This window comes from Campylobacter sp. 2018MI01 (assembly GCF_018501205.1).
GTDB lineage: Bacteria > Campylobacterota > Campylobacteria > Campylobacterales > Campylobacteraceae > Campylobacter_E.
On sequence record NZ_JAHCZE010000006.1, the window covers coordinates 34429 to 55471 of the forward strand.

Sequence of the window (21043 nt, forward strand, 5' to 3'; positions counted from 1 at the left end):
AGATTAAATGAATATTTATAATAAACATATAAGAAGTTGCTTAAAAAGAAAGCATGAATTTTTATCATTATTTGAACCAAAGCCAAAGGATATAAATCCTTGGGCTTTTATAAGAGCATATAATGAAATAGAAACTATTAATATTACCTTAAATACAATAGTTGGGGGGGGGTATTACAAGAGGAATTCTAGGCTATCACTTAGATGAATTTGGTAAAGACGATGGAACTAGTGAAGTAATTAAACAATTTTGTAAAAATAATCCAAATTTTACTCCTTTAGAGTATCCTTACAAAGTAATTCCTGCAGGGAAAGAAAAATATAAACAAAAAATATCAAAAGAATTTAGACTTGATACTTATTATAATTTTGTGCTTAATAAAATTCCACTTAATAATTGGTTGATTAAAATTGATTGTGACCATATTTATAATGAGATTGCATTAAGTAAAGCCTTGTTACAGCCAAAAAACATTATTGATAGTATTTATTTGCCTGCTCTTAATATGCATTATAGTGATGGTAAATTATATTTTTTAAAGAATTTTTATAAAGTAGGAGATGATCATTGGGTATTAAACAAAGATAAGTATACCCATTTTTATATGGATTATAATCAAGGTTATGAGTCTTTGTATTCTTTAAATAAATGGAAAAAAGCAGAAAATATAATAAGTCTTCATTTTCCGTTAATGAAAAAATCTCGTATTCATTTAGCAACTAAAGATAATTTAATTCCTTATGATGAATTTGATTTTTCACAATTAAAAATGACAGAGATTGATAAAGAATTTATTTTAAACAAAGAAAAAATTTTAAGTTATTTTAATTCCTAAGTATTTTAAATTCTAATTCAATTTAAAATCTAGGATTTAATTATATATTACTATCAAATATATAGCTATATTTTATAAAGTTGAAATATTAAATTATTCACTTATTTTAAACTTTTATAATTTTTAAGAAAATATATCAAAATAGTAGCAAAACTAGGGATTAAAAATGCAAAATTTAAAAAAGTTAAAAAACTAATATAATCAATTCCGTATCCATATTTTATAAATTTTATATCAGGCGGGAATATAAATGCTATAAAAATTAAAAAACAAATGGCTAAAAGCCTAAAAATTAAAGATTTTTTATTTAATTTTATATTAAGATTTGTAGAATTTATATTAAAAATCATAATAATAACATATAAAATAAATATTAATATTATATAAAATACCCCAAAAAATACAAGTAAAACAAATAAAGGTATCAAAAATAAACCAGCATAAAATAACCAAGATTTGCAAGAATTTGCCTTATAAATAAGACTTAAAAATAATATGCTAAAAAATGGTAGTATCAATATATCTATAAAATATGCTTGAAAAGTAAAAATACTTTTAATTACTCCCATTTTAAACATTAAAAAACCAAAAAATATATAAGAGCTTAAAATTAAAAGTAAAATGCCCCAAAATTTAAAAAAATCTGCTGTGCTTAAACTTACATTATAATTTAATAAAAATATATTTAAAAGAGTTTTTAAAAATATATTTTTAAACATTTTTATCCTTTAGATTTGATATTTGTTATTAAATTGATATATAAAATATATGTTAATATGATATTAATTTACAAAATATCTTTAATAATTGAGCTAATTTCTATAAAGCCATCAACTTCTCTTAAAAACAAATACTCATTTGAAGGTTGTTTTAGTGCTAAATAATTTTTACCTAAAACTTCATTACAATATAAATAACTAGCAAAACTCCCACTCCCACAAGCGCTCTCATAAAATAAAGTCTTAATATCTCTTACCCAGACAATAGGCTCAAGACAATCATCTTGTAAATACATAAAAGCACTTGCTTTTTTGTCTAAAAAATCATTATCTTTTAAATATGAATATGCAAATTCTTTTAAATTAATTTTAGATAAATCTAATTTTTTCGTATAAATAATATGAAAAATATCTCCTAAATCTACATAATATATATCATCATCAAGCTTATTTAATTTATATTCATTTTTAAATCTTAAATAAAAAAAAATATCTTCTTTATATAGTTTTTGAATATTATTATCTTTTATAAAATCACTATTACTAATACCGCATAAATAATCTTTATCATTTAGTTTAATTGTTGTAGTTTTTAAATTATTAGTATCTAAAAAATACTTTCCCGCACATCTTAAAGCATTAAAACAAATCTCTCCACCTGCCATTTTTAATTCATAATCTTGCACAAAGCCAACTTGTTCAACATCTTTATGCTTAGCTAAAATCTCATTATTTATACTTTTAAAATCTAAGTTATTAATGCCAATAACCAAAGCTGTAGTATTTCCCGCTGGATAATATAAATTATATTTATACATTTTTTACTCCTTTAATTTTCTTTATCTTAAACAAGCTTAGTTAAAATGGCGTAAGAGTATGGTGGATAATCGCTTTTAATTAAGAGGAAAGTCCGGGCTGCAATAAGATGAGGTTCCATCTAACAGATGGCTAGAGCAATCTAAGGGAAAGTGTAACAGAAAATAAACTTCCTAATTTTAGGTAAAGGTGAAACGGCGGGGTAAGGGCCCACCAGTGATTATGCGAGTAAAAGCAATTCAGCTTATAAACCCAACCTGCAGCAAGAAGGGGTGGTTTTTATCTTATATTTTAAACCCTTCGCTAGAGTGCTATTGTGAAATAGTAAGTAGATAAATGATTATCCAAGACAAAACCCGGCTTATAGCCATACTCTTTTAAGGATTAGGATGCAAATTAGAGTTTATTATGAAGATACTGATTGTATGGGGATTGTCTATCATACAAATTATTTAAAATATTGTGAAAGAGCTAGGAGCGAATGGTTTTTCGCTAATGAGGGAAAAGATTTATTAAAAGAAAATCCTTTTGCATTAAGAGAAATTAAGGCTATTTATAAAGCACCTGCTAAATTAGGAGATATTTTAGAAGTTAAAAATATTCTTGTAGGATTTGATAAATATTGTTTAGAATTAAAGCAAATAATTTATAAAGATGATAAAGCTATTTTTGAAGCTTTTATAAAATTAGTTCATATAAAAGATGGCAAACTATCCCCAATTAGCGAAGAATTAAAAGAATATTTGAGTAAATAATTTATATAAATTCTTTAAAATTTTCGTGATTAGCTAATATTAGTCTTTTATCATTTAAAGCTAGAAGTTTTTTGCTAAAGCCGTTTTTGCTAAAAAGTATAAAATAATCAGGCTCAAACCCTAAATATCTAGCCTTTTGAATGAGTTTTGAATACGAGCTAATACACATTTTTTTGCCATTAAATTTCACTTCGCCCAATAAAGATATTTCGTAATTATCATAAAAAATATCACATTCATAATCTTTGCCCCAAATACTCTTAATGCCTTTTATATTAAATCTCTTCTCGCACCACTCACAAGCAATTTGCTCGTAAATAAACGACTGATATTCATAAAATTTCTCATTAATTAATTTTAAGGCTAATTCTTTATCTTTTAAAATGATTTTTTCCATTGCTTTTAAAAAATAAAAATAAAATCTAGTGTAATTAGAATTAAAAATAACTTTATTTTGTGGATAAAATCTCTTAAAACTCAATAAATCATTATTTAATTCAAGTCTTAAAAAACCACGATTAATCAAGGAATGAAAGCTATTTCTAGCTTTAAATCTTGAGCCGTATTTGTTGATAGAAAACTCCAAGCGAGATTTTCTAGCGTAGTGAATTAGTGCCTTGCATTCGCTTTCATTTATTTCAAATTCGTAAGGATTATATGTATTTACTAGCTCGTTTATATAATAATTAATATCATTTAAACTAGGTTTAAAACTCTTATCTCCAAACACAGAATAAAAGTCTAACGCTTCGTCTAAATAAAAATGCGGATATCTTTTAATAAAGTCTAAAAATTCTATAACTACCCCTTAATTTTTTTGTGCTAATTTTACTTTAATTATTTTTACAAAGGGCAAAAATGCAAATTAGTGAGCTAAAAAGCGACATAATTTTAGATGAAAATACAAAATATTTTGATTACACAGCAAGTGCTTTAGCACTAAAATCAATTGAATTAAAAATGCAAAATATTTTAAAAACATACGCCAACACTCATTCAGATAGTGCAAAAAATTCAAAAATAACAAGTAAATACTATAAAGACGCAAAAAGCTATATCAAAAAAAGCTTAGGATTAAATTCTAATTATAGCTTGATTGCTTGTGGGAGCGGCTCAACTGCGGCTATTAAAAAATTTCAAGAATTACTAGGAATATACGTTCCACCGCTTATTAAACAGCGTTATTTTAATGATATTGCTAAAAATACTTTGCCTTTAGTAATTGTTAGTGCTATTGAACACCATTCAAATGAGCTTAGTTTTAAAGAAGGTTTATGCGAGTGCATTAGGCTAAATCATAGGGATTTTAATAGTGATTTATACGAGCTTGAAAGAATTTGCAAAAAGAACGCTAATAGAAAAATAATAATGAGTTTTAATGCCGTTAGCAATATCACAGGAGTTAGAGCAAACCTTACAAAAATCAGCGAAATTGCGAAAAAATATAAAGCGATTTTAGCAATTGATGCAAGTTCGGCTATACCTTATGAAAATATTGAAATTCCGTTTGATGCTTTGTTTTTTTCAGGACATAAAATGCTAGGTGGAGTTGGCACGAGTGGATTTTTAGCTATTAAAAATGAGCTTATTGGCAAAATTCCTACATTTGCAGCTGGTGGGACGGTTGGCTATGTTAGTAGGAGTAATTATGAGTTTTTAGACGATGCTGAAAGCCTTGAAGAGGGTGGAACTCCTGCGATTTTACAAGTTATTAAAAGTGAATTAGCTTTTAGACTTAGAGATGAAATAGGGCTTGGAGTGATTAAAGAAAAGGAAAATATCTTAAAAGAATATTTTTTAAACGCAATTAAAAAAGTGCAATTTAAATACAAAATCACACTATACGCTGCAAATATTAAGGATAGATTGCCTATATTTTCACTAAATTCTACAGGCGTTAGCCCTTATGATTTAGCTAGGGTCTTAAGCGATGATTATGGGATAGAAACTCGTGCTGGGTGTGCTTGTGCTGGTCCTTATGCGCATGATTTATTAAATTATGTGGATAATCAAAATTTCAATGCTAAGCCTGGATTTTTAAGAATAAGTTTGCATTATACTCACGAATTAAGCGATATTGATTATTTGATTAACGCACTTTGCAAAAGCATAGAAAAGCTAAATAAGAATTTAAAATAAGGAATATTTATTAGCAAAGTAATTATGAATTTAAAAGGACTTGGTGCTTTAAGTATTCCAAGAGTGTTTTTTAATATGCAATTAATTTCAAAATTAAATGCTTTAAAAAAGTTAAAAAATGATGAGATTTTACATATAAAAAATAGATTGAATTATTACAATAAAATTAATGATTTTTTTGAGCTAAAAAAGATAGAAAATGTAGAGCATTCTAAATTAGGCGAAAACTTATTAAAAAATACTTCATATTCTTTTGATTTTTACAAGGTTAGCAAATATTTTCATAAAGATTTAAAGATAAATAAATTCTTTTATGATTGTTCTAGCGAGTTTTTAAATACCATAACAAAATCAAGACCAATTGATAGTAAAAATGTGATTTTAAAGCTTGATAGCAGAAGACATTTTTGTTTTTTAAATGATAAAAATGATTTTAAAGATAAAGTGGATTTGGCTGTTTTTAGGGGTGCTTGTGTTCAGCAAAATAGAATAGATTTTATTAATAAATTTAAAGATTGTAAAAGACTAAATCTAGGTAATGTAAATAAGAAAAATAGGTCAGGTTATTTAAGCAAGGAAGAGCAGCTTAAATATAAATTTATAATCTCTCTTGAAGGTTGGGATGTTGCTACAAATCTTAAATGGATAATGAGTTCAAATTCTATCGCAATTACTCCAAGATTAAAATATGAAACTTGGTTTATGGAAGGAAAATTAATTCCTAACGAGCATTTTTTATTAATTAAAGATGATTTTAGCGACATTTTAGATGTAATGGATAATGCTTTAACTAATGATAAATTAGTAAAAAAAATTATTAAAAATCAAAATGAATATATACAACAATTTTTAAATCCTAATATAGAAGAGTTGCTTGGTATTTTGGTTTTAGCGAAGTATTTTTATTATTCAAATCAAATTAAATTAGATAATTTTGTAATTGAATTATTTGATGGAATTTAAAATATATAAATTTTATTTTAAACTCTATTAATATTTAATATGAATTAAAGTAAAAATAATTTAATATTTATTAAATATTTTTAAAGGAGGGTTTATGAGAAAGATTGTATTTTTAGGTGCTGGGTATGCAAATTTAAGTCTAATTAAAAAGATAAAAAAGAAAAATCTAAGAAAAGCAGAATTTATACTAATAAACAATAATTCTTATCATTATAAAACGACAGAACTACATAAAATTGCAGCAAGAGAAAGCGAAAAAGACATAGTAATAAATCTAAAAAGCATACTGCCTAAAGATATAACCTTAATTTGCGATAATGTAAAAAGTATTGAAAATGACAAGGTTATTTGTGAGAATGCAAATTATGATTATGATGAGCTTTATGTTGGGCTTGGTGCGAGTGTAAATACTTTTGGCATTGCTGGACTTGATGAATGCTTAAATATTATAAATTATAAAAACGCTTTAAAAACTGCTGAAACACTTTATAAAAATCTTGAGCTTTATGAGAATAAAAATGTAATTATTTGTGGTGCGGGGCTTAGCGGGGTAGAGCTTTGTGGCTCAATCGCTACAACTTGCAAAAATCTAGGAATTAGCATTAATTTATATTTGGTTGAAGCAATGGATGAGATTTTGCCTGTTTATACTAAAGATTTAGCTAAAAAAGCTAGAAATTATTTAGAAAATCTAGGCGTAAAAGTTCTAAGCTCTCATAAAATAATCAAAAAAGTTGATGATAAATTATTTTTAAACGATGAAAATAATTATATAAAAGCAAAAACTATAATTTTTACAGCTGGCGTTAAGGGTAGCGAAGTAATTGCAAATAGTGGCTTTAATCACAAAAATAATAGAGTTTTAGTAAATGAATATTTAATGGCACCTAATTTTGATAATTGTTATGTTTTAGGAGATTTAGCGATTGTTTCAAATTTTGCACCTACTGCACAAATTGCTTGTAAGCAAGGAAAATACCTAGCAAAAAGACTAAATGCAAGACTTGAAGGAATTGAGTTTAACGAACCTTTTAAATACAATGATAAAGGTAGCATTTGCTCGGTTGGAAAAGACTATGCAATAGGCGTTATTTTAGGTAAAACTTATAGTGGTTTTATGGCAAAAAGTCTTAAAAAATTAACCGAAATAGAATGGAGTGAAACTCTAAAGTAAAACATTAAAACAATTTTAAGAATTTGAAATTCTCATTTCAAATTCTTAAATCTCAAAATCTCTTTTATACTATTTATTACATAATTTATCTCATCGTTATTGATTACATAAGGTGGCATAAAATAAATCGTATTGCCAAGTGGTCTTAAAAGCAACCCATATTCAAGTGCTTTTAGATACACTTCAAGCCCAAATCTAGGATTAAAATGCTCTATATCAAATGCAAACACCATTCCTTGATGCCTAACATTTCGCACACTTTTAAATTCAGCAAATCCTTGCCAAAGTGAGTTTATATACTCGCTTTTAATTTTATTTTGATTTATAACATTATCTTTAGTAAATATATCCAAAGTTGCATTCGCAGCAGCACAAGCAAGTGCATTTCCTGTATAGCTATGCGAATGCAAAAACGCCTTGTATTCGCTATATGGAGCATAAAATTCATTATAAATTTCATCATTTGTAATTACTACACTAATTGGTAAATACCCACCGCTAAGCCCTTTGCTAAGGCATAAAAAATCAGGCACAATTTCACACTGCTCTAAAGCAAACATAGTCCCGCTTCTTCCAAATCCAACGGCAATTTCATCAAAAATTATATCAATATCATAAGATTTTGCTAACCAACAAGCCTTTTTGATAAACTTAGCTGAATACATATTCATTGAACCTGCACACTGAATTAAAGGCTCAAGGATAAAGGCATTTATGTTTTTATGCTCTTTTTCAAGTAATTTTTCAAGCTCTTTTAATTCATTTTCATAATCTAGCCCACTTGGTGCAGGGGTGTTTAAGCATTCAAGCAAAAGTGGTTTATAAGTCTTTTTATAAAGTTCAACATCGCTTACGCTTAGTGCAGCTATCGTTTCTCCGTGGTAAGAATTACTAAGTGATAAAAATTTGCTTTTTAATTTTCCTTGCAAAAGATTTTTATGAAAACTCATCTTAAGTGCTACTTCAACAGCACTTGAGCCATTATCAGCATAAAAGCATTTATTAAGCTTAGTCGGTAGTAAATCAGTAAGCCTTTTTGATAATCTTATAATGCTTTCGTGAGAAAATCCAGCCATTATGATATGCTCTAAGGTGTTTAATTGCTCGTGAATTTTACTATTTATATAATCATTGCTATGTCCGAAAAGATTTACCCACCAAGAGCTAACGCAATCAATATATGATTTATCATTAAAATCATATAAATACACACCTTTTGCCCTTTTTATAGGGATTAATGGCACAAATTCGTGCTCTTTCATTTGTGTGCAAGGGTGCCAAATATGTGCTAAATCAAGTTTTACTAATTCTTCTTGCATTTATAACTCCTTTATAAATTTTAATTAAAATTATTATAAAGGATAAAAATGCAAAACTTATTAAATGAATTAAAAAAAGAAAATAATTTTAGAGAACTAAAAAGATTTAAAAATGATGGTAAATTTGTGATTTTTAATGATAAAAGACTGCTTAATTTTGCTAGTAATGATTATTTAGGAATTGCAAGTAGCGGTGAGCTTGAACGAGAATTTTTAAACACTTACAAAAATCAAAGCCTAAGTTCAAGTGCTAGTAGAAGTCTTGGTGGCGGTGGAGATGAATACTTTTTGTTTGAAGAATACTTATCGTCTTTATATAAAAATGAAGCGCTTTTATTTAGCAGTGGGTTTTTACTAAATTATAGTTGTTTAAGTGCTTTAGCTACTTTAAAAAATACGCTTTTTTTAGCTGATAAAAAAGTTCATGCAAGTATCATTGATGGCATAAAGCATTCTAATTTTAAACGCTTTAAACACAATGATATAAATGATTTAGAAAAATTATTGCAAACGAATTTAAGTTATGAAAAAATCATAATAATTTGCGAGAGTTTATATAGTATGGATGCAGATTTTGCACCACTTGATAAGCTTTTAGAGCTTAAGAAAAAATATAAAAATATTATGCTTTATGTTGATGAAGCACATAGTATTGGCTCACTCGGCATTAATGGGCTTGGACTTGGATACTTAAAAGACATTGATTTTTTAGTTCTTACATTTGGTAAAAGCATTGCTAGTATGGGTGCTGCGATGATTTGCTCAAAAGAAGCAAAAGATTTTTTTATAAACAAGGCTAGGGGGCTAATTTATTCAACCGCTTTACCGCCTATTAATGTAGCTTATTCGCATTTTGTGTTTTCAAAATTAGCTAATTTTGATAAATTAAGAGAGCATTTACAAAATCTTAGCTCATATTTAAATGAATTGCTAAAAGATAAAATAAAGGGCGTTAGTTATATAAAAATGATAGTTTTAGGAGATAATGAAAAAGCTAATTTTTACTCGGCAAAACTTATGCAAAAAGGCTTTTTTGCTCCAAGTATAAAAACTCCAACCGTGGCTGCTAAAGATACAGGAATAAGACTATCAATAAATGCTAGTATGGATTTTAGCGATTTAGATAATTTTGCTAAGGCTTTTTATGAAATTTGAGTTTTTACATAAAAATAATTCTAGTGATTTAGTGCTATTTTTTGGTGGTTTTGGCTTTTTACCGAGTGCTTATAATTTAGCTTCTAAAAATGATGTTTTAATGGTTTATGATTATTTGGAATTTGATTTAGGATTTTTAGAGATTTGTAAAACTTATAAAAGCATTAAACTAATCGCTTTTTCAATGGGTGTTATGGTGTCTTGCAAGTGCGATTTAAGTTCGCTTAATATCGTGCAAAAAATAGCGATAAATGGCACTATAAAAGGTATTGATGATGAGTTTGGAATTAGCGAAAAGCTTTTTAAAATTACGGCTAAAAGATTTGATAAAGAAAGCTTTTTAAATAATTGTGGCGGGATAAATAAGGCATTTAATCAAAATCCTAAAGATGAGCTTTTAAGTATTATAGAAATTTCTAAAAAGCCTTGTATTTGGCAAGATTATGATTTGGCATACTCATCAAATGATGATAAAATTTTCCCACAAAATGCACTTTTAAAAAGCTTTAAAAATATTAATAAAATCAATGCTTCTCATTTTTGCTTTGATGAGTTTTTAAGCTGGGATGAAATATGAAAAGTTTTTTAAGAGCAAAAGATACTTATTTTAAAAATGCTATCGTGCAAAATGATATGAGAGAAGTTTTGCTTAGCGAAATAAATGGGCGTTTTGATAGGGTGCTTGAGCTTGGCTCAAATAGGGGTGAGTTTAGCAAAATGGTAGCTAAAAAGATAGAATTTAGTGAGTTTTATTGCGTGGATATTAATGATTTTAGCTGTGATTATGGCAAGGAATTTATTTTCGTAAAGCACGATTTAAGAGATTTTGAAAACTCATTTTTAGCTAAAATGGATTTTGATTTAGTTATCTCAAATGCGTGTTTTCAGTGGCTTGATTTAGCAAAATTAATAAATGAAATTTCTAAATCAAATTCTAAGCTAATTTTTAGCACTTTTGGAGTGAATAATCTTTGGCAAATTAATGAGCATTTTGGCGTAGGGCTTGAGTATTTAAATATTAATGAAATAGAGCAGATTTTAAAGCCGTATTATAAAAATATAAAGATTTTTGAGAAAGATTATGAGCTAAATTTTAGCTCAAGTATTGAGCTTTTTAGGCATTTAAAGCTTAGTGGAGTAAATGCCTTTAGCGGGGTATTTTTAGGTAAAAATGATTTAAAAATCTTTAATGATAAATATCACAATACCTTAAACTACCACGCCATTTTCGTTAGTGCTAGCAAATGATTTACTCAAGTTCTAAATTCATTTAGTTTTGAGTTTAATTTTTCTGTAATGTTACTAAGATGATTTGCTGCTCCTGCTATTTCTTCTACGCTTCTTGCGTTTTCGTGAGTTATTTGATTTATATTATCCATACCTAGCAATATATCATCCATTGCTTTGCTAGTATTTATGTAATCATTTACCGTGTTATTAGATATTTCAATAACCATATTCATAGCATTATTCATATCTTTCATAATTTTTTGTGTATCTTCAGAAAGATGGGTTAAATCGCTAATTTGTTTAGCATTTATACTCATTTGCTCGCTTGCATCTTTAATACCTTGAACTATAACGCTTATTGTTGCATTTATTTCACTAAGGCTTTTTTGAGTTCTTTCTGCTAGGCTTCTTACTTCATCAGCTACTACGGCAAATCCTCTACCATGCTCTCCTGCTCTTGCAGCTTCTATTGCAGCATTTAGTGCAAGTAAGTTAGTCTGGTCTGCTACATCGTTAATTATTTCTAAAATAGATTTAACATTATCAGCATCGTGGCTAAGTTTGATAATTTTATCTGATACTTCTGATTCTAAATTTGCACTTTGAATAATTTTTGTATTTAATTCTGAAATAGATTTATTTACATTATTAATGTATGTAATTGCATCAACTAATTTTTCTTTACCATTACTAGCAGCATTTACACCACTATCTAATGCTTGTTTTGTAGTATCGCCTTTATTTGCTATATTTTCAACAATATTAGCACTTTGCTCAACACTTTGACCTGTATTTAAAGAACTTTGAGAAAGCTCATTTGCTACACTAGCATTTTCGCTACTTATATTTTTAGCATCTACGATTAATAATCTAACTTTTTCTATAAAATCATTAATGGCTTTACTTGTTGCTGCTATTTCATCTTTACCATTTACAGGTAATTTTTGAGTTAAATCTCCATCTCCACTACTTAATTCAGTAGCTCTACTTGTAAGATAATTAAGTGGTTTAGATATTTGAAATAATACAAAGAAAATTAATATAGCAAGTATTATTATCCCAATAATTACTGCGTATGTTATGAATTTAATTCCAAAACTACTGATTTTATCATTCATACCTTTATTGATTGTATTGATTTTTTGCATACTTTCACTTAAGCTTATGCTACAAGCATAGATAATTCCCATACCTGTATCTTTTTGAGCGTATATTAAAACTTCTTTTTCTTTATCTAAAGCTTTATCAAAAAAAGTTGTCCTAACAAAACCACCATCTTTATCTTGAGCAGCTTTAATAATATCTCTTATGTAATAATCTCCATTTTTTCCTTGAGCATCATAGTTGTTTTTGCCTATTCTATCTTGGATATAATGAACTAGATAATTTCCCTTTTCATCCATAGCAAAAAAATTTACTAATTTATTATGCAAATCCATATCTTTTAAATAAATCAGCGTATTTTGGTAAGCTTCGTTTTTACCCAAACCTTTTGAAATCGCTTCTGTATAAATATTATCAGTTATATGATTTATAGCATAAATAATACTTTTAGCAGTGTTTTGTGCATCATCTAAGACTAATTTTTCAATAGATACATCAGTATCATCGCTAATTGATTTCATCGCACTATTTGATAAATAAATCATACTAGAGCATAAAATCACTAAAGACACAGCAATTATAATTGCTAATTTTTGAGATATTTTCATTTTACTCTCCTAATAATTTTTATTACAATGAAAATATTATCAAAAAATTAATTTTTTATTCTTAAGACTTTATATATCTATACAATAGTAGTTAAATATGTGTCAATGGGGGGGGGGTATCTTAAATTGTAATATGTATGAATAATGTCATTTATTAAAATTTTAATAAATAAATAAATTTTTAATATTAAAAAGTAAGCAAAAAATGCTTACTTTATTTACTCAAGTTCTAAATTCATTTAGTTTTGAGTTTAATTTTTCTGTAATGTTGCTAAGATGATTTGCTGCTCCTGCTATTTCTTCTACGCTTCTTGCGTTTTCGTGAGTTATTTTATTGATATTATTAACTCCTGATAATATATCATCCATAACCTTGCTAGTGATTATATAATCATCTACGGTTTGATTTGAAATTCCTATTACATTATTCATAGCTTCATTCATATCGTTCATAGTTTTTTGAGTATTATCAGCTAATTTTGTCAGTTCCCCAATGCTTTTTGCATTTAGGCTCATTTGACCACTTGCATCTTCTATACCTTGTGTTATAACACTTATTGTTGCGTTAATTTCTACTAATGAATGCTGGGTTCTTTCTGCTAATTTTCTTACTTCATCAGCTACTACGGCAAACCCACGCCCATGCTCTCCTGCTCTTGCTGCTTCAATTGCAGCGTTTAGTGCAAGTAGATTGGTTTGGTCTGCTACATCATTTATCATTTCTAAAATAGATTTAACATTATCAGCATCTTGACTAAGTCTTACTATCTTATCTGATACTTCAGCTTCTAAATTCGCACTTTGCATAATTTTTGTATTTAATTCTGAAATAGATTTATTTACATCATTTATATATTTTAGAGCATTTACTAATTGGTTTTTACCATCTTCTGCAGCTTTAACTCCGATTGCTAGAGTAGAGTTTGCACTATCTCCTTTATTAGCTACATCTCTTACTATCACTGAGCTTTGCTCAACACTTTGACCTGTATTTAAAGAACTTTGAGAAAGCTCATTTGCCACACTAGCATTTTCGCTACTTATATTTTTAGCATCTACTATTAATAATCTAACTTTTTCTATAAAATCATTAATGGCTTTACTTGTTGCTGCTATTTCATCTTTACCATTTATAGGAAGTTTTTGAGTTAAATCTCCATCTCCACTACTTAATTCAGTAGCTCTACTTGTAAGATAATTAAGTGGTTTAGAGATTTGAAATAATACAAAGAAAATTAATATAGCAAGTATTATTATCCCGATAATTACTGCGTATGTTATGAATTTAATTCCAAATTCATTTATGTGAGAGTTCATATCATCGTTAATTTTTTGAATTTCTTTCATACTTTCATCTAAATCTACTATACAAGCATAAATTATCCCCATACCTATATCTTTTTGAGCGTATATTAATACATTTTTTTTAGTATTAGTTTTTGGGTCAATATATGTGGTTTTTACATATCCACCATCTGGATTTTCTGATGATTTTATTAAATCTTGAATAAAGTATTTGCCATTGATATCTGTATCATTATAATGGTTGTTTCCAACGCTTTCTTTTAATTTATGGACAATATAAGTTCCATCTTCATCCATTGCGAAAAAATTCACTAATTTATTATGTAAATCCATATTGCTTAAGTATTTTATGGTGTTATTGTATGATACTTCTTTACTAATGCCTTTACTTTTTAAATCTAAATATAACTGGTCTGTCATATGATTTACACTATATACAACGCTTTGAGCAGTTTTTAAAGCATCGTCTAAGACTAATTTTTCAATAGATACATCAGTATCATCACTAATTGATTTCATCGCACTATTTGATAAATAAATCATACTAGAGCATAAAATCACTAAAGACACAGCAATTATAATTGCTAATTTTTGAGATATTTTCATTCTCATTCTCCTATTGATAATAATTTCTAAATTAAGCTCCTTATATTAGCATAAAATTTACTTTTTATTCTTAAGCCTTTAAATATCTATCTAGCAATGCTTTAATATGTGTCAATGGGGGGGGGTATCTTAAGTTGTAACAAATAAAATAAATATTAATTTAATAGTATTTTTAATTTTTTAAAAAAAATATAAAAATTTTTATATAAATTATTTATGGAATTTGGATTAAAATTCAAATTCCATAAAATTTTTAGCAACTCTTAGCTACTTCATAGCCACTTTTTAAGATGAGTTTTACATCTTTATGTTTTTCTTCGCCTTTTGTAGTCAGATAATCTCCTAGCACGATAGCGTTTATCCCTGCTTCAAACATAGCTTTGCTAGCCTTTGATTTATAGTGGTTTTTAAGTAAAAATGATTTAAAAATCTTTAATGATAAATACCACAATACCTTAAACTACCACGCCATTTTCGTTAGTGTTAGTAATTGTTTATCTACTTAAAATATGTAAATATTCTATAGTATTATTTTGCTTTTGCACTCTATTGCTATCTGCTTTAAACCTTTGATAATCCTTGCTTATATAAGAATATTCCCCGTATTTAGAAAAGATATTTTTAATATCATCAAAACTCAATAAACCTTCATCGTTATAGCTCAAAAAAATATATTTAAAATTAGCATTTTTAATAAGCTCTTCTAATTCATCATAAACTTTAGCTTTTTTACACCAATTTGAGCGAATATAATCTCTTAGCCCAGTTTTACCTTTTGGAATAAATTCATCATATTTTGCAATGGTATTTAGTAGATGATAATTAGCTCCATATTCACGAGAATTATAAGGTGGGTCAAGGTATAAAATATCTCCTTTTATTGTCTTTATAAGTTCATTTGCATTTTTATTAAATACTAAATTGTTTTGATTTGTGGGTAAAAAATCAGCTTTTTCTATAACTAAATCCTTTAAGGCACTTTTTTTAATTTTTTTTAAAAATGCACCATAAACTGATGCTGTATTTGCTAATTTATCAGCACTTTCAAGCAAAGATGTTAGTAAAAAATAATATTCTTGATTATTAATATATGAGTTTTTAAGCCATTTTTCTATTGTTATTCTAGCAGTGTCAATTTTGGTAGCATTTTCGTTTGTGAAATATTGTCTATTTGCAAATTCTGAATAATTATCATAAATAAACCCTTTTAACGAAGTTTTTAAAATTACTTGGTTTAGCTCCTTGATAAGTAAATCTGCTCTATTTTTATCAAAGTTATTTCCAATGTAATTTTTAGCTAATACAAAGCTATAAAACTCAATATCATTTGAAATGACTTGTTTTATGTATGGCTTAAAAGTTCTTGCTACAATGCTTGTCCCACTAAATAAATCACAAAAAACGCAATCTTTTAAATCCATTTTGATAGTGTTTTTAACTTCATCAAAAATAAAGCTTGATAATTTTAATTTTGAACCTATGTAATTCACGCGAAAATTATCTCATTATTTTTAAAATTAAATTTAATATGCTTCAGAGGATAACATGTATAACCATTATATTGATTAAAATCTTGTTCATATTGTAAAAATAATTGATCGTTTTGAATGTTATAATTTGTATCTCTATACAAAATAACTGGTAAAATTTTACATGTTTTATTTACTCTTAAATAATAGCAATTTAACCAATCTACATATCTTTGCATTTGTATAAGTATGCTGTGATTTACAGCATGGGATTTTAGCTCGATAGGAATTACTATCCTTTCATTATTTACGATAACAGAGATCATTATATCTATTCTTTGCATACCAACGCCGCACCCAACTTCATTTCCAAGCCATTCTAATTCGTATGAGCATTGAAATATTTTCTCCAAAACAATATCTATATTTTGTAGTATATAAGCTTGTAAATGGGTTTCAAACTGTTTGTCGTTTAAATATTTGTTATACATTCTAGGATATATATTGATTAACTCTTGTTTTCCTGTATATTGATAACTAGTATTAGAACAAATTATACTTTGTGTCTTGCAATCAAAACTATATCCAGTCGTGTTGTTTAAAAACCAATTCTGATTTTTTTGTTTAATTAAGTTAATTAAATAATCACTTTCATATAAAGTGATCATCGTATTACCACGATTTCCCTTAAGCTTTCTATAAATTAAGCTCCATATCATTTCATCAGGTCTTTTCAATTGAGTAATATAATCTAGCGCCTCCCACTCTGTTACTCCTAATGGATACACACAATATGGTTTTATTAAACACCTTAACATAAGCGATTTACCTAGTTCACTTGATAAATATTGATTAGATCCGCCATTATCTAAAAATACTTGACTTGCAACTTGAAATACACCATAAAATTTACCTTCTCCTGTATTTTGTGATTGCTGAAGATAGAAAATCACCAAATCGCCTTCCTTTATTCTACAAAAATCAGCGATCATAGATATTACACTATTTTCTGTAGAATGATGCAGATAGGTACTTGAGTTATTATTAAAATCAATAGTTGATAAATTACCCCCAGTTCCTATAAAAAGAAATTCTAAGTGATATTTAAGTGTTCTCTCGTTAACAATCAATACATGTGTTGTCATTTTAATTTCCTATGTGTTGTAACTCTTTCACATTTACTACAAAACATAGATATTCCATTCTTATACCGTCTTACCATATTTTGATCACTATTGCAAAATTTAACTCCTTGTTCTGCCAAATCTCTTACAATAGCAGCGGATTGACTCGATATATGATTTAAATCACATATAACACAGTGCCACTGTTTATCGTCTAAAACATTAATAATATCTTGCTTTTTACTCATATATCTCTCCTAATTATTTATTTAACGGTTATTGTATAATACATATCTTATTCTTTTTTGAATACAAAAATATATTCATGTTTAAAGATGTAATAATCACTTCTAATTGCACGATATTGCCAAATAGAATTAACTCCTAATTTACCACGATTTCCTTCTATGTTTTTTACGATAATTCCTTTTAATTTTACTTTAAAGCGCTTTTTAATCTCATTCATAAGCAAAAATCCCAAAGGCTTTACTTCACTTTCTTTATAAACATCTCCTATAACTAAAGCAAAATATCTATTTTTATCTAAAAATTGCAAAGTATTTTCGCAAGTTTTTAAAAATGTTTTTATAAAGGTTTTTAAATCACTTATATTACTTAAGTCGTTGTTGTGATTTGTAAATTTTACAATATCTAAATAGGGTGGATGAAATATTATAAATTGTGCTGATTTTGAATTTAAATTTTGTAATTTTTCTTGGATTAAATGAGTTATATTTTCATTTGTATTATCATAATTTATTAGGCTATATCTTAAATTATCAAAATCATTTCCCATAGTATTTAAAACATATTCATACATTTTTTCGTTAATATCAATTCCTAAAAATTTTCTATTTAGTTTTTCACATTCATATAAAGTTGTCCCACTTCCAAAAAATGGGTCTATTACTAACTCATTTTCTTTAGTATAACGCCTAATTAGCTGATTTGGAATTTGTGGGATAAAATTGCCATGATATATATTTTTATGTTTGCCAGAATTATCTCTATTTTGTATAAGCCATAGGCTATTTACATCAATATTTACATTCTTCCAATTGCTTAAATCTACATCATTAAAATTCATAATTACACTTTAGCAACTCTTAGCTACTTCATAGCCACTTTTTAAGATGAGTTCTACATCTTTATGTTTTTCTTCGCCTTTTGTAGTCAGATAATCTCCTAGCACGATAGCGTTTATCCCTGCTTCAAACATAGCTTTAAAATCATCTTTAAATGCAAATTCTCTACCACCTGCAGCCATTAGTCTTGTATTTGGTAGTTTTTCTTTTGCAAGTTTTATTATATTAATAGCTTCTTCTTTGGTGATTTCTTTAGCCTTGATTTTTAAAGCTTCATTTTTTATATAAAAATTAATTGGACTTGTGTGCGGCTTTAAAGTCGCAAGAGCGTCAAGTAATTCAGCTCTTTGCTCATCACTTTCGCCTAAGCCAAAAATCCCACCACAGCAAATGCCAAGTCCAGCATTTATAGCGTTTTGATTAGTTTCATATCTTTCTTCATAAGTATGAGTAGTGCAGATATTTTTAAAATTGCTTTTGGCGGTTTCTAGGTTGTGATTATAACTATCTATTCCATGCTCTTTTAAAAATACTAAATCCTTATAACTAGCTCTTCCATTGCAGCCAATTAGGTGTAAATGCAAGCCACTTTCTTTAATAGCACTTGCTGCTCTTGCAATAAAATCTAGCTTTTTACTATCAATTCCACGACCAGAAGTAACAAGGCAAAATCCTAAAGCACCAGCTTCACTAGCTATTTTTGCTTCGTTTAAAATAGTATTAATATCCTTATAATCATATACATTAATATTTGTATTATAATGCTTACTTTGGGTGCAATACGCACAATCTTCGCTACAATTTCCACTTTTTACATTGCAAATTGAACATAAAAATATTTCTTTCATTTTATATCCTTTACTTGTTAAAATACAATTTATTCTAACTAAAAAGGATAAAAATGTATATATGTGGCATTCATACTGACGCTGGTAAAACTCATTTATGTGTTGCTTTGTGTAAAGCTTTTAATTATTCTTATTTTAAAATAGTTCAAGCAGGTTGTAATAAAGATAGCGATATTTTAAGGCGTTTTGTAAAGAATGTAAAAGTTCATAAAGAAGGGATATTTTTAAATACTCCTGCATCACCACACATAGCAAAAAAGGTTGATAATATTGAATATTCTATAAATGATTTAATCTTGCCTAATGATGATAAAATGATTATTGAATTAGCTGGGGGTCTTTTTTGTCCTATTGATGATAATTTAACTATGATTGATTTTATGAAAAAACATAAGCGTAAAGTAATTTTAGCTGCTAGGAATTATTTGGGTATGATAAATCATACGATTTTAAGTATAAAAGCATTGCAAGATAATGGTTTTGATATTGTTTGTGTTGTGATGATTGGTGAGATTGATACTAGACTTGATGAGTTTATTTATAATTATACGGGCGTAAATATAGCTCATTTAGAGTATTTTGATGAGTTTAACATAGATGAAAAGATACAAGAATTTAAAAATGAAATTGAAAAATATTTAAGGAGTTAGTTTTGGAAATAATTTATGTGATTTTGGCTATTTTGTTTTTAGTAATTATTATGGTTATTTTTACTTATAATTCTTTAATAGCAAGAAGAAATGATGTAAAAAATACTTATTCAAGTATTGATGTTGAACTTCAACAAAGATATGATTTAATACCTAATTTAATAGCTTCTATAAAAGCTTATTTTGAATACGAAAAAGATACTTTAGAAAATATTGTAAAACTTAGAGAAAATGCTATGTATTCAAATAATACTAAAGAAAAATTTGCTTTAAATAACGAACTAAGCAAAGCTTTAGGGAATTTAAATATAAAACTTGAAAATTACCCTGATTTAAAGGCAAACTCAAGTGTTAATAATCTTTTAAGTGCTTTAAAAGATTGTGAAGAGCAAATTAGTGCTGCTAGAAGAGCTTATAATTCGGCAGTTACAAGTTATAACAATTATTGCGAGAGTTTTCCAAATAATTTAATAGCTAATGCTTTTAATTTTATAAAAGCTGATTTTTATGAAGTAAAAGATGAAATTAAAAGCAATCCTAATGTAAAAGATTTATTTAAATGATTAAAACATTAAAACTTATTTTTATAGTTTTAGTTGTTTTTGCATTTTATAAATTATGTTTAGCAATAGATGATTATTATATTAGTAAGGATATGAATTTAATTCATTTTAGTCATTTTTTATATTTAGCGGTATCTTTAATATTACTTGCTTTATTAATTTATACTCTTAATCTTTTTTTATATGTATTGCCGTTTTTTTATAAACATAATTTCGTTTTGATTGAAGATAAGGAAAAATATAAAGATACATTAATAGCTTCTGATAGGGCTTATATTTTTAATGCTTATAGAAAAAATGGTTTAGATATTTTGTTTTGTTCTTTTTTAAAAGTTGATAGTATAGGTATGTTTGATGTTAAGATTAAGTATTTAAGTATTGATTTTTTTGGAACTTATATAAGGGTTAAGAAAAAAATTCATAATAATTTTGGTATTTTTGCTAATAGGAGATTGTTATTTTTATATTTTAATAATGGAATTTTATTTAATCAAAAGATTAGTTATTTGAGTGATAATGTAGAATTTAATAAAAAATTTATTTTATATCCTAGTGATATGGTTAAGGATTTTAAA

The 21043-nt window shown here is 26.9% G+C and carries 23 protein-coding genes, 1 other RNA gene and 3 pseudogenes; 13 read left to right on the plus strand and 14 right to left on the minus strand.

Annotated features, from left to right (window positions below):
* The first annotated feature begins 7 nt into the window (after positions 1–7).
* A complete protein-coding gene (locus KJQ97_RS02250) occupies positions 8–208 on the plus strand; it encodes a hypothetical protein (protein ID WP_214119818.1) in 201 nt (66 codons plus the stop codon).
* On the plus strand, positions 162–836 hold the full coding sequence (locus KJQ97_RS02255; protein WP_214119819.1) for a hypothetical protein: 675 nt from the start codon (positions 162–164) through the stop codon (positions 834–836). The genes KJQ97_RS02250 and KJQ97_RS02255 overlap by 47 nt, the downstream gene beginning before the upstream one ends.
* Before the next feature lie 101 nt (positions 837–937).
* Here the strand turns inward: KJQ97_RS02255 and KJQ97_RS02260 are convergent, their stop codons facing one another.
* Both KJQ97_RS02260 and KJQ97_RS02265 read right to left on the minus strand, forming a co-directional pair.
* A complete protein-coding gene (locus tag KJQ97_RS02260; protein ID WP_214119820.1) occupies positions 938–1555 on the minus strand; it encodes a hypothetical protein in 618 nt (205 codons plus the stop codon).
* 68 nt (positions 1556–1623) lie between these two features.
* Positions 1624–2373, minus strand: coding sequence for a histidine racemase CntK family protein (locus KJQ97_RS02265; RefSeq protein ID WP_214119821.1), 750 nt, complete (start codon positions 2371–2373; stop codon positions 1624–1626).
* Positions 2374–2426: 53 nt separating this feature from the next.
* Here KJQ97_RS02265 and rnpB point away from each other — a divergent pair.
* Positions 2427–2751, plus strand: an RNA gene (gene rnpB, locus KJQ97_RS02270) — RNase P RNA component class A.
* A gap of 9 nt (positions 2752–2760) precedes the next feature.
* Positions 2761–3126, plus strand: coding sequence for a YbgC/FadM family acyl-CoA thioesterase (locus KJQ97_RS02275; protein WP_214117099.1), 366 nt, complete (start codon positions 2761–2763; stop codon positions 3124–3126).
* Position 3127: 1 nt separating this feature from the next.
* On the opposite strand, the gene KJQ97_RS02280 is transcribed toward KJQ97_RS02275, so the two are convergent.
* A complete protein-coding gene (locus tag KJQ97_RS02280) occupies positions 3128–3856 on the minus strand; it encodes an ATP-binding protein (RefSeq protein ID WP_214119822.1) in 729 nt (242 codons plus the stop codon).
* A gap of 128 nt (positions 3857–3984) precedes the next feature.
* On the opposite strand from KJQ97_RS02280, the gene KJQ97_RS02285 reads away from it, so the two are divergent.
* From KJQ97_RS02285 to KJQ97_RS02295, 3 genes are all read left to right on the plus strand, one after another.
* Positions 3985–5265 (plus strand): aminotransferase class V-fold PLP-dependent enzyme, encoded by a 1281-nt coding sequence (locus KJQ97_RS02285; RefSeq protein WP_214117095.1) that lies wholly within the window; start codon positions 3985–3987, stop codon positions 5263–5265.
* 24 nt (positions 5266–5289) lie between these two features.
* A complete protein-coding gene (locus KJQ97_RS02290; RefSeq protein WP_250325839.1) occupies positions 5290–6228 on the plus strand; it encodes a glycosyl transferase family 90 in 939 nt (312 codons plus the stop codon).
* 94 nt (positions 6229–6322) lie between these two features.
* Complete coding sequence (locus KJQ97_RS02295) at positions 6323–7402, plus strand: NAD(P)/FAD-dependent oxidoreductase (RefSeq protein ID WP_214119823.1); 1080 nt, start codon at positions 6323–6325, stop codon at positions 7400–7402.
* Positions 7403–7434: 32 nt separating this feature from the next.
* Here KJQ97_RS02295 and KJQ97_RS02300 read toward each other — a convergent pair whose 3' ends face one another.
* A complete protein-coding gene (locus tag KJQ97_RS02300; protein WP_214119824.1) occupies positions 7435–8721 on the minus strand; it encodes an adenosylmethionine--8-amino-7-oxononanoate transaminase in 1287 nt (428 codons plus the stop codon).
* A 48-nt stretch (positions 8722–8769) separates the two neighbouring features.
* Between KJQ97_RS02300 and KJQ97_RS02305 the strand changes: the two genes are divergently transcribed.
* Genes KJQ97_RS02305 through KJQ97_RS02315 form a run of 3 tightly spaced genes read left to right on the plus strand, consistent with a single transcriptional unit; the run spans position 8770 to position 11124 of the window.
* Positions 8770–9876, plus strand: a complete 1107-nt coding sequence (locus KJQ97_RS02305; RefSeq protein WP_250325840.1) for an aminotransferase class I/II-fold pyridoxal phosphate-dependent enzyme — start codon at positions 8770–8772, stop codon at positions 9874–9876.
* The gene (locus KJQ97_RS02310; RefSeq protein ID WP_214119825.1) at positions 9866–10453 is read left to right on the plus strand and encodes a pimeloyl-ACP methyl esterase BioG family protein; all 588 of its coding nucleotides are present in this window, start codon (positions 9866–9868) and stop codon (positions 10451–10453) included. The genes KJQ97_RS02305 and KJQ97_RS02310 overlap by 11 nt, the downstream gene beginning before the upstream one ends.
* Positions 10450–11124 (plus strand): SAM-dependent methyltransferase, encoded by a 675-nt coding sequence (locus KJQ97_RS02315; RefSeq protein ID WP_214119826.1) that lies wholly within the window; start codon positions 10450–10452, stop codon positions 11122–11124. Before KJQ97_RS02310 ends, KJQ97_RS02315 begins: the two co-directional genes overlap by 4 nt.
* Positions 11125–11129: 5 nt before the next feature.
* Here the strand turns inward: KJQ97_RS02315 and KJQ97_RS10000 are convergent.
* The 10 genes and pseudogenes from KJQ97_RS10000 to KJQ97_RS02355 all read right to left on the minus strand — a co-directional run.
* Positions 11130–11633, minus strand: a pseudogene (locus tag KJQ97_RS10000) (methyl-accepting chemotaxis protein); the annotation flags it as partial.
* A 354-nt stretch (positions 11634–11987) separates the two neighbouring features.
* Positions 11988–12818: pseudogene (locus KJQ97_RS10005) on the minus strand (cache domain-containing protein); the annotation flags it as partial.
* Positions 12819–13040: 222 nt separating this feature from the next.
* Entirely contained in the window at positions 13041–13841 is an 801-nt protein-coding gene (locus KJQ97_RS10010; protein ID WP_442862431.1) for a methyl-accepting chemotaxis protein, read from the minus strand.
* Between the two features lie 57 nt (positions 13842–13898).
* Positions 13899–14735, minus strand: a pseudogene (locus KJQ97_RS10015) (cache domain-containing protein); the annotation flags it as partial.
* Between the two features lie 247 nt (positions 14736–14982).
* The gene (locus tag KJQ97_RS02330) at positions 14983–15180 is read right to left on the minus strand and encodes a hypothetical protein (RefSeq protein ID WP_214119829.1); all 198 of its coding nucleotides are present in this window, start codon (positions 15178–15180) and stop codon (positions 14983–14985) included.
* Between the two features lie 43 nt (positions 15181–15223).
* A complete protein-coding gene (locus KJQ97_RS02335) occupies positions 15224–16219 on the minus strand; it encodes a DNA adenine methylase (RefSeq protein WP_214119830.1) in 996 nt (331 codons plus the stop codon).
* The gene (locus tag KJQ97_RS02340) at positions 16216–17343 is read right to left on the minus strand and encodes an EVE domain-containing protein (RefSeq protein WP_214117072.1); all 1128 of its coding nucleotides are present in this window, start codon (positions 17341–17343) and stop codon (positions 16216–16218) included. Before KJQ97_RS02340 ends, KJQ97_RS02335 begins: the two co-directional genes overlap by 4 nt.
* Positions 17340–17570: a hypothetical protein gene (locus KJQ97_RS02345; RefSeq protein ID WP_214117070.1), complete on the minus strand. Its 231-nt coding sequence runs from the start codon at positions 17568–17570 to the stop codon at positions 17340–17342. Before KJQ97_RS02345 ends, KJQ97_RS02340 begins: the two co-directional genes overlap by 4 nt.
* A 47-nt stretch (positions 17571–17617) precedes the next feature.
* Positions 17618–18409 (minus strand): TRM11 family SAM-dependent methyltransferase, encoded by a 792-nt coding sequence (locus KJQ97_RS02350; protein WP_214119831.1) that lies wholly within the window; start codon positions 18407–18409, stop codon positions 17618–17620.
* 9 nt (positions 18410–18418) lie between these two features.
* Positions 18419–19255, minus strand: a complete 837-nt coding sequence (locus tag KJQ97_RS02355; protein ID WP_214117065.1) for a biotin synthase — start codon at positions 19253–19255, stop codon at positions 18419–18421.
* 53 nt (positions 19256–19308) lie between these two features.
* On the opposite strand from KJQ97_RS02355, the gene bioD reads away from it, so the two are divergent.
* The 3 genes from bioD to KJQ97_RS02370 form a co-directional block, all read left to right on the plus strand.
* Positions 19309–19905 (plus strand): dethiobiotin synthase, encoded by a 597-nt coding sequence (bioD, locus tag KJQ97_RS02360; protein ID WP_250325841.1) that lies wholly within the window; start codon positions 19309–19311, stop codon positions 19903–19905.
* A 2-nt stretch (positions 19906–19907) separates the two neighbouring features.
* Positions 19908–20468 carry a LemA family protein gene (locus KJQ97_RS02365; protein WP_250325842.1) on the plus strand — a complete coding sequence of 187 codons (561 nt, stop codon included), beginning with the start codon at positions 19908–19910 and terminating at the stop codon, positions 20466–20468.
* A partial coding sequence (locus tag KJQ97_RS02370) for a hypothetical protein (RefSeq protein WP_214119832.1) occupies positions 20465–21043 on the plus strand: 579 nt, incomplete at its 3' end. The genes KJQ97_RS02365 and KJQ97_RS02370, both read left to right, overlap by 4 nt.

Bases quoted from the DNA above. Each gene is read 5' to 3' on its own strand.
- KJQ97_RS02250 (WP_214119818.1), top strand. From the start codon at position 8: ATGAATATTTATAATAAACATATAAGAAGTTGCTTAAAAAGAAAGCAT.
- KJQ97_RS02260 (WP_214119820.1), bottom strand. From the start codon at position 1,555: ATGTTTAAAAATATATTTTTAAAAACTCTTTTAAATATATTTTTATTA.
- KJQ97_RS02265 (WP_214119821.1), bottom strand. From the start codon at position 2,373: ATGTATAAATATAATTTATATTATCCAGCGGGAAATACTACAGCTTTG.
- KJQ97_RS02275 (WP_214117099.1), top strand. From the start codon at position 2,761: ATGCAAATTAGAGTTTATTATGAAGATACTGATTGTATGGGGATTGTC.
- KJQ97_RS02285 (WP_214117095.1), top strand. From the start codon at position 3,985: ATGCAAATTAGTGAGCTAAAAAGCGACATAATTTTAGATGAAAATACA.
- KJQ97_RS02290 (WP_250325839.1), top strand. From the start codon at position 5,290: ATGAATTTAAAAGGACTTGGTGCTTTAAGTATTCCAAGAGTGTTTTTT.
- KJQ97_RS02295 (WP_214119823.1), top strand. From the start codon at position 6,323: ATGAGAAAGATTGTATTTTTAGGTGCTGGGTATGCAAATTTAAGTCTA.
- KJQ97_RS02300 (WP_214119824.1), bottom strand. From the start codon at position 8,721: ATGCAAGAAGAATTAGTAAAACTTGATTTAGCACATATTTGGCACCCT.
- KJQ97_RS02305 (WP_250325840.1), top strand. From the start codon at position 8,770: ATGCAAAACTTATTAAATGAATTAAAAAAAGAAAATAATTTTAGAGAA.
- KJQ97_RS02310 (WP_214119825.1), top strand. From the start codon at position 9,866: ATGAAATTTGAGTTTTTACATAAAAATAATTCTAGTGATTTAGTGCTA.
- KJQ97_RS02315 (WP_214119826.1), top strand. From the start codon at position 10,450: ATGAAAAGTTTTTTAAGAGCAAAAGATACTTATTTTAAAAATGCTATC.
- KJQ97_RS02340 (WP_214117072.1), bottom strand. From the start codon at position 17,343: ATGACAACACATGTATTGATTGTTAACGAGAGAACACTTAAATATCAC.
- KJQ97_RS02345 (WP_214117070.1), bottom strand. From the start codon at position 17,570: ATGAGTAAAAAGCAAGATATTATTAATGTTTTAGACGATAAACAGTGG.
- KJQ97_RS02350 (WP_214119831.1), bottom strand. From the start codon at position 18,409: ATGAATTTTAATGATGTAGATTTAAGCAATTGGAAGAATGTAAATATT.
- KJQ97_RS02355 (WP_214117065.1), bottom strand. From the start codon at position 19,255: ATGAAAGAAATATTTTTATGTTCAATTTGCAATGTAAAAAGTGGAAAT.
- bioD (WP_250325841.1), top strand. From the start codon at position 19,309: ATGTATATATGTGGCATTCATACTGACGCTGGTAAAACTCATTTATGT.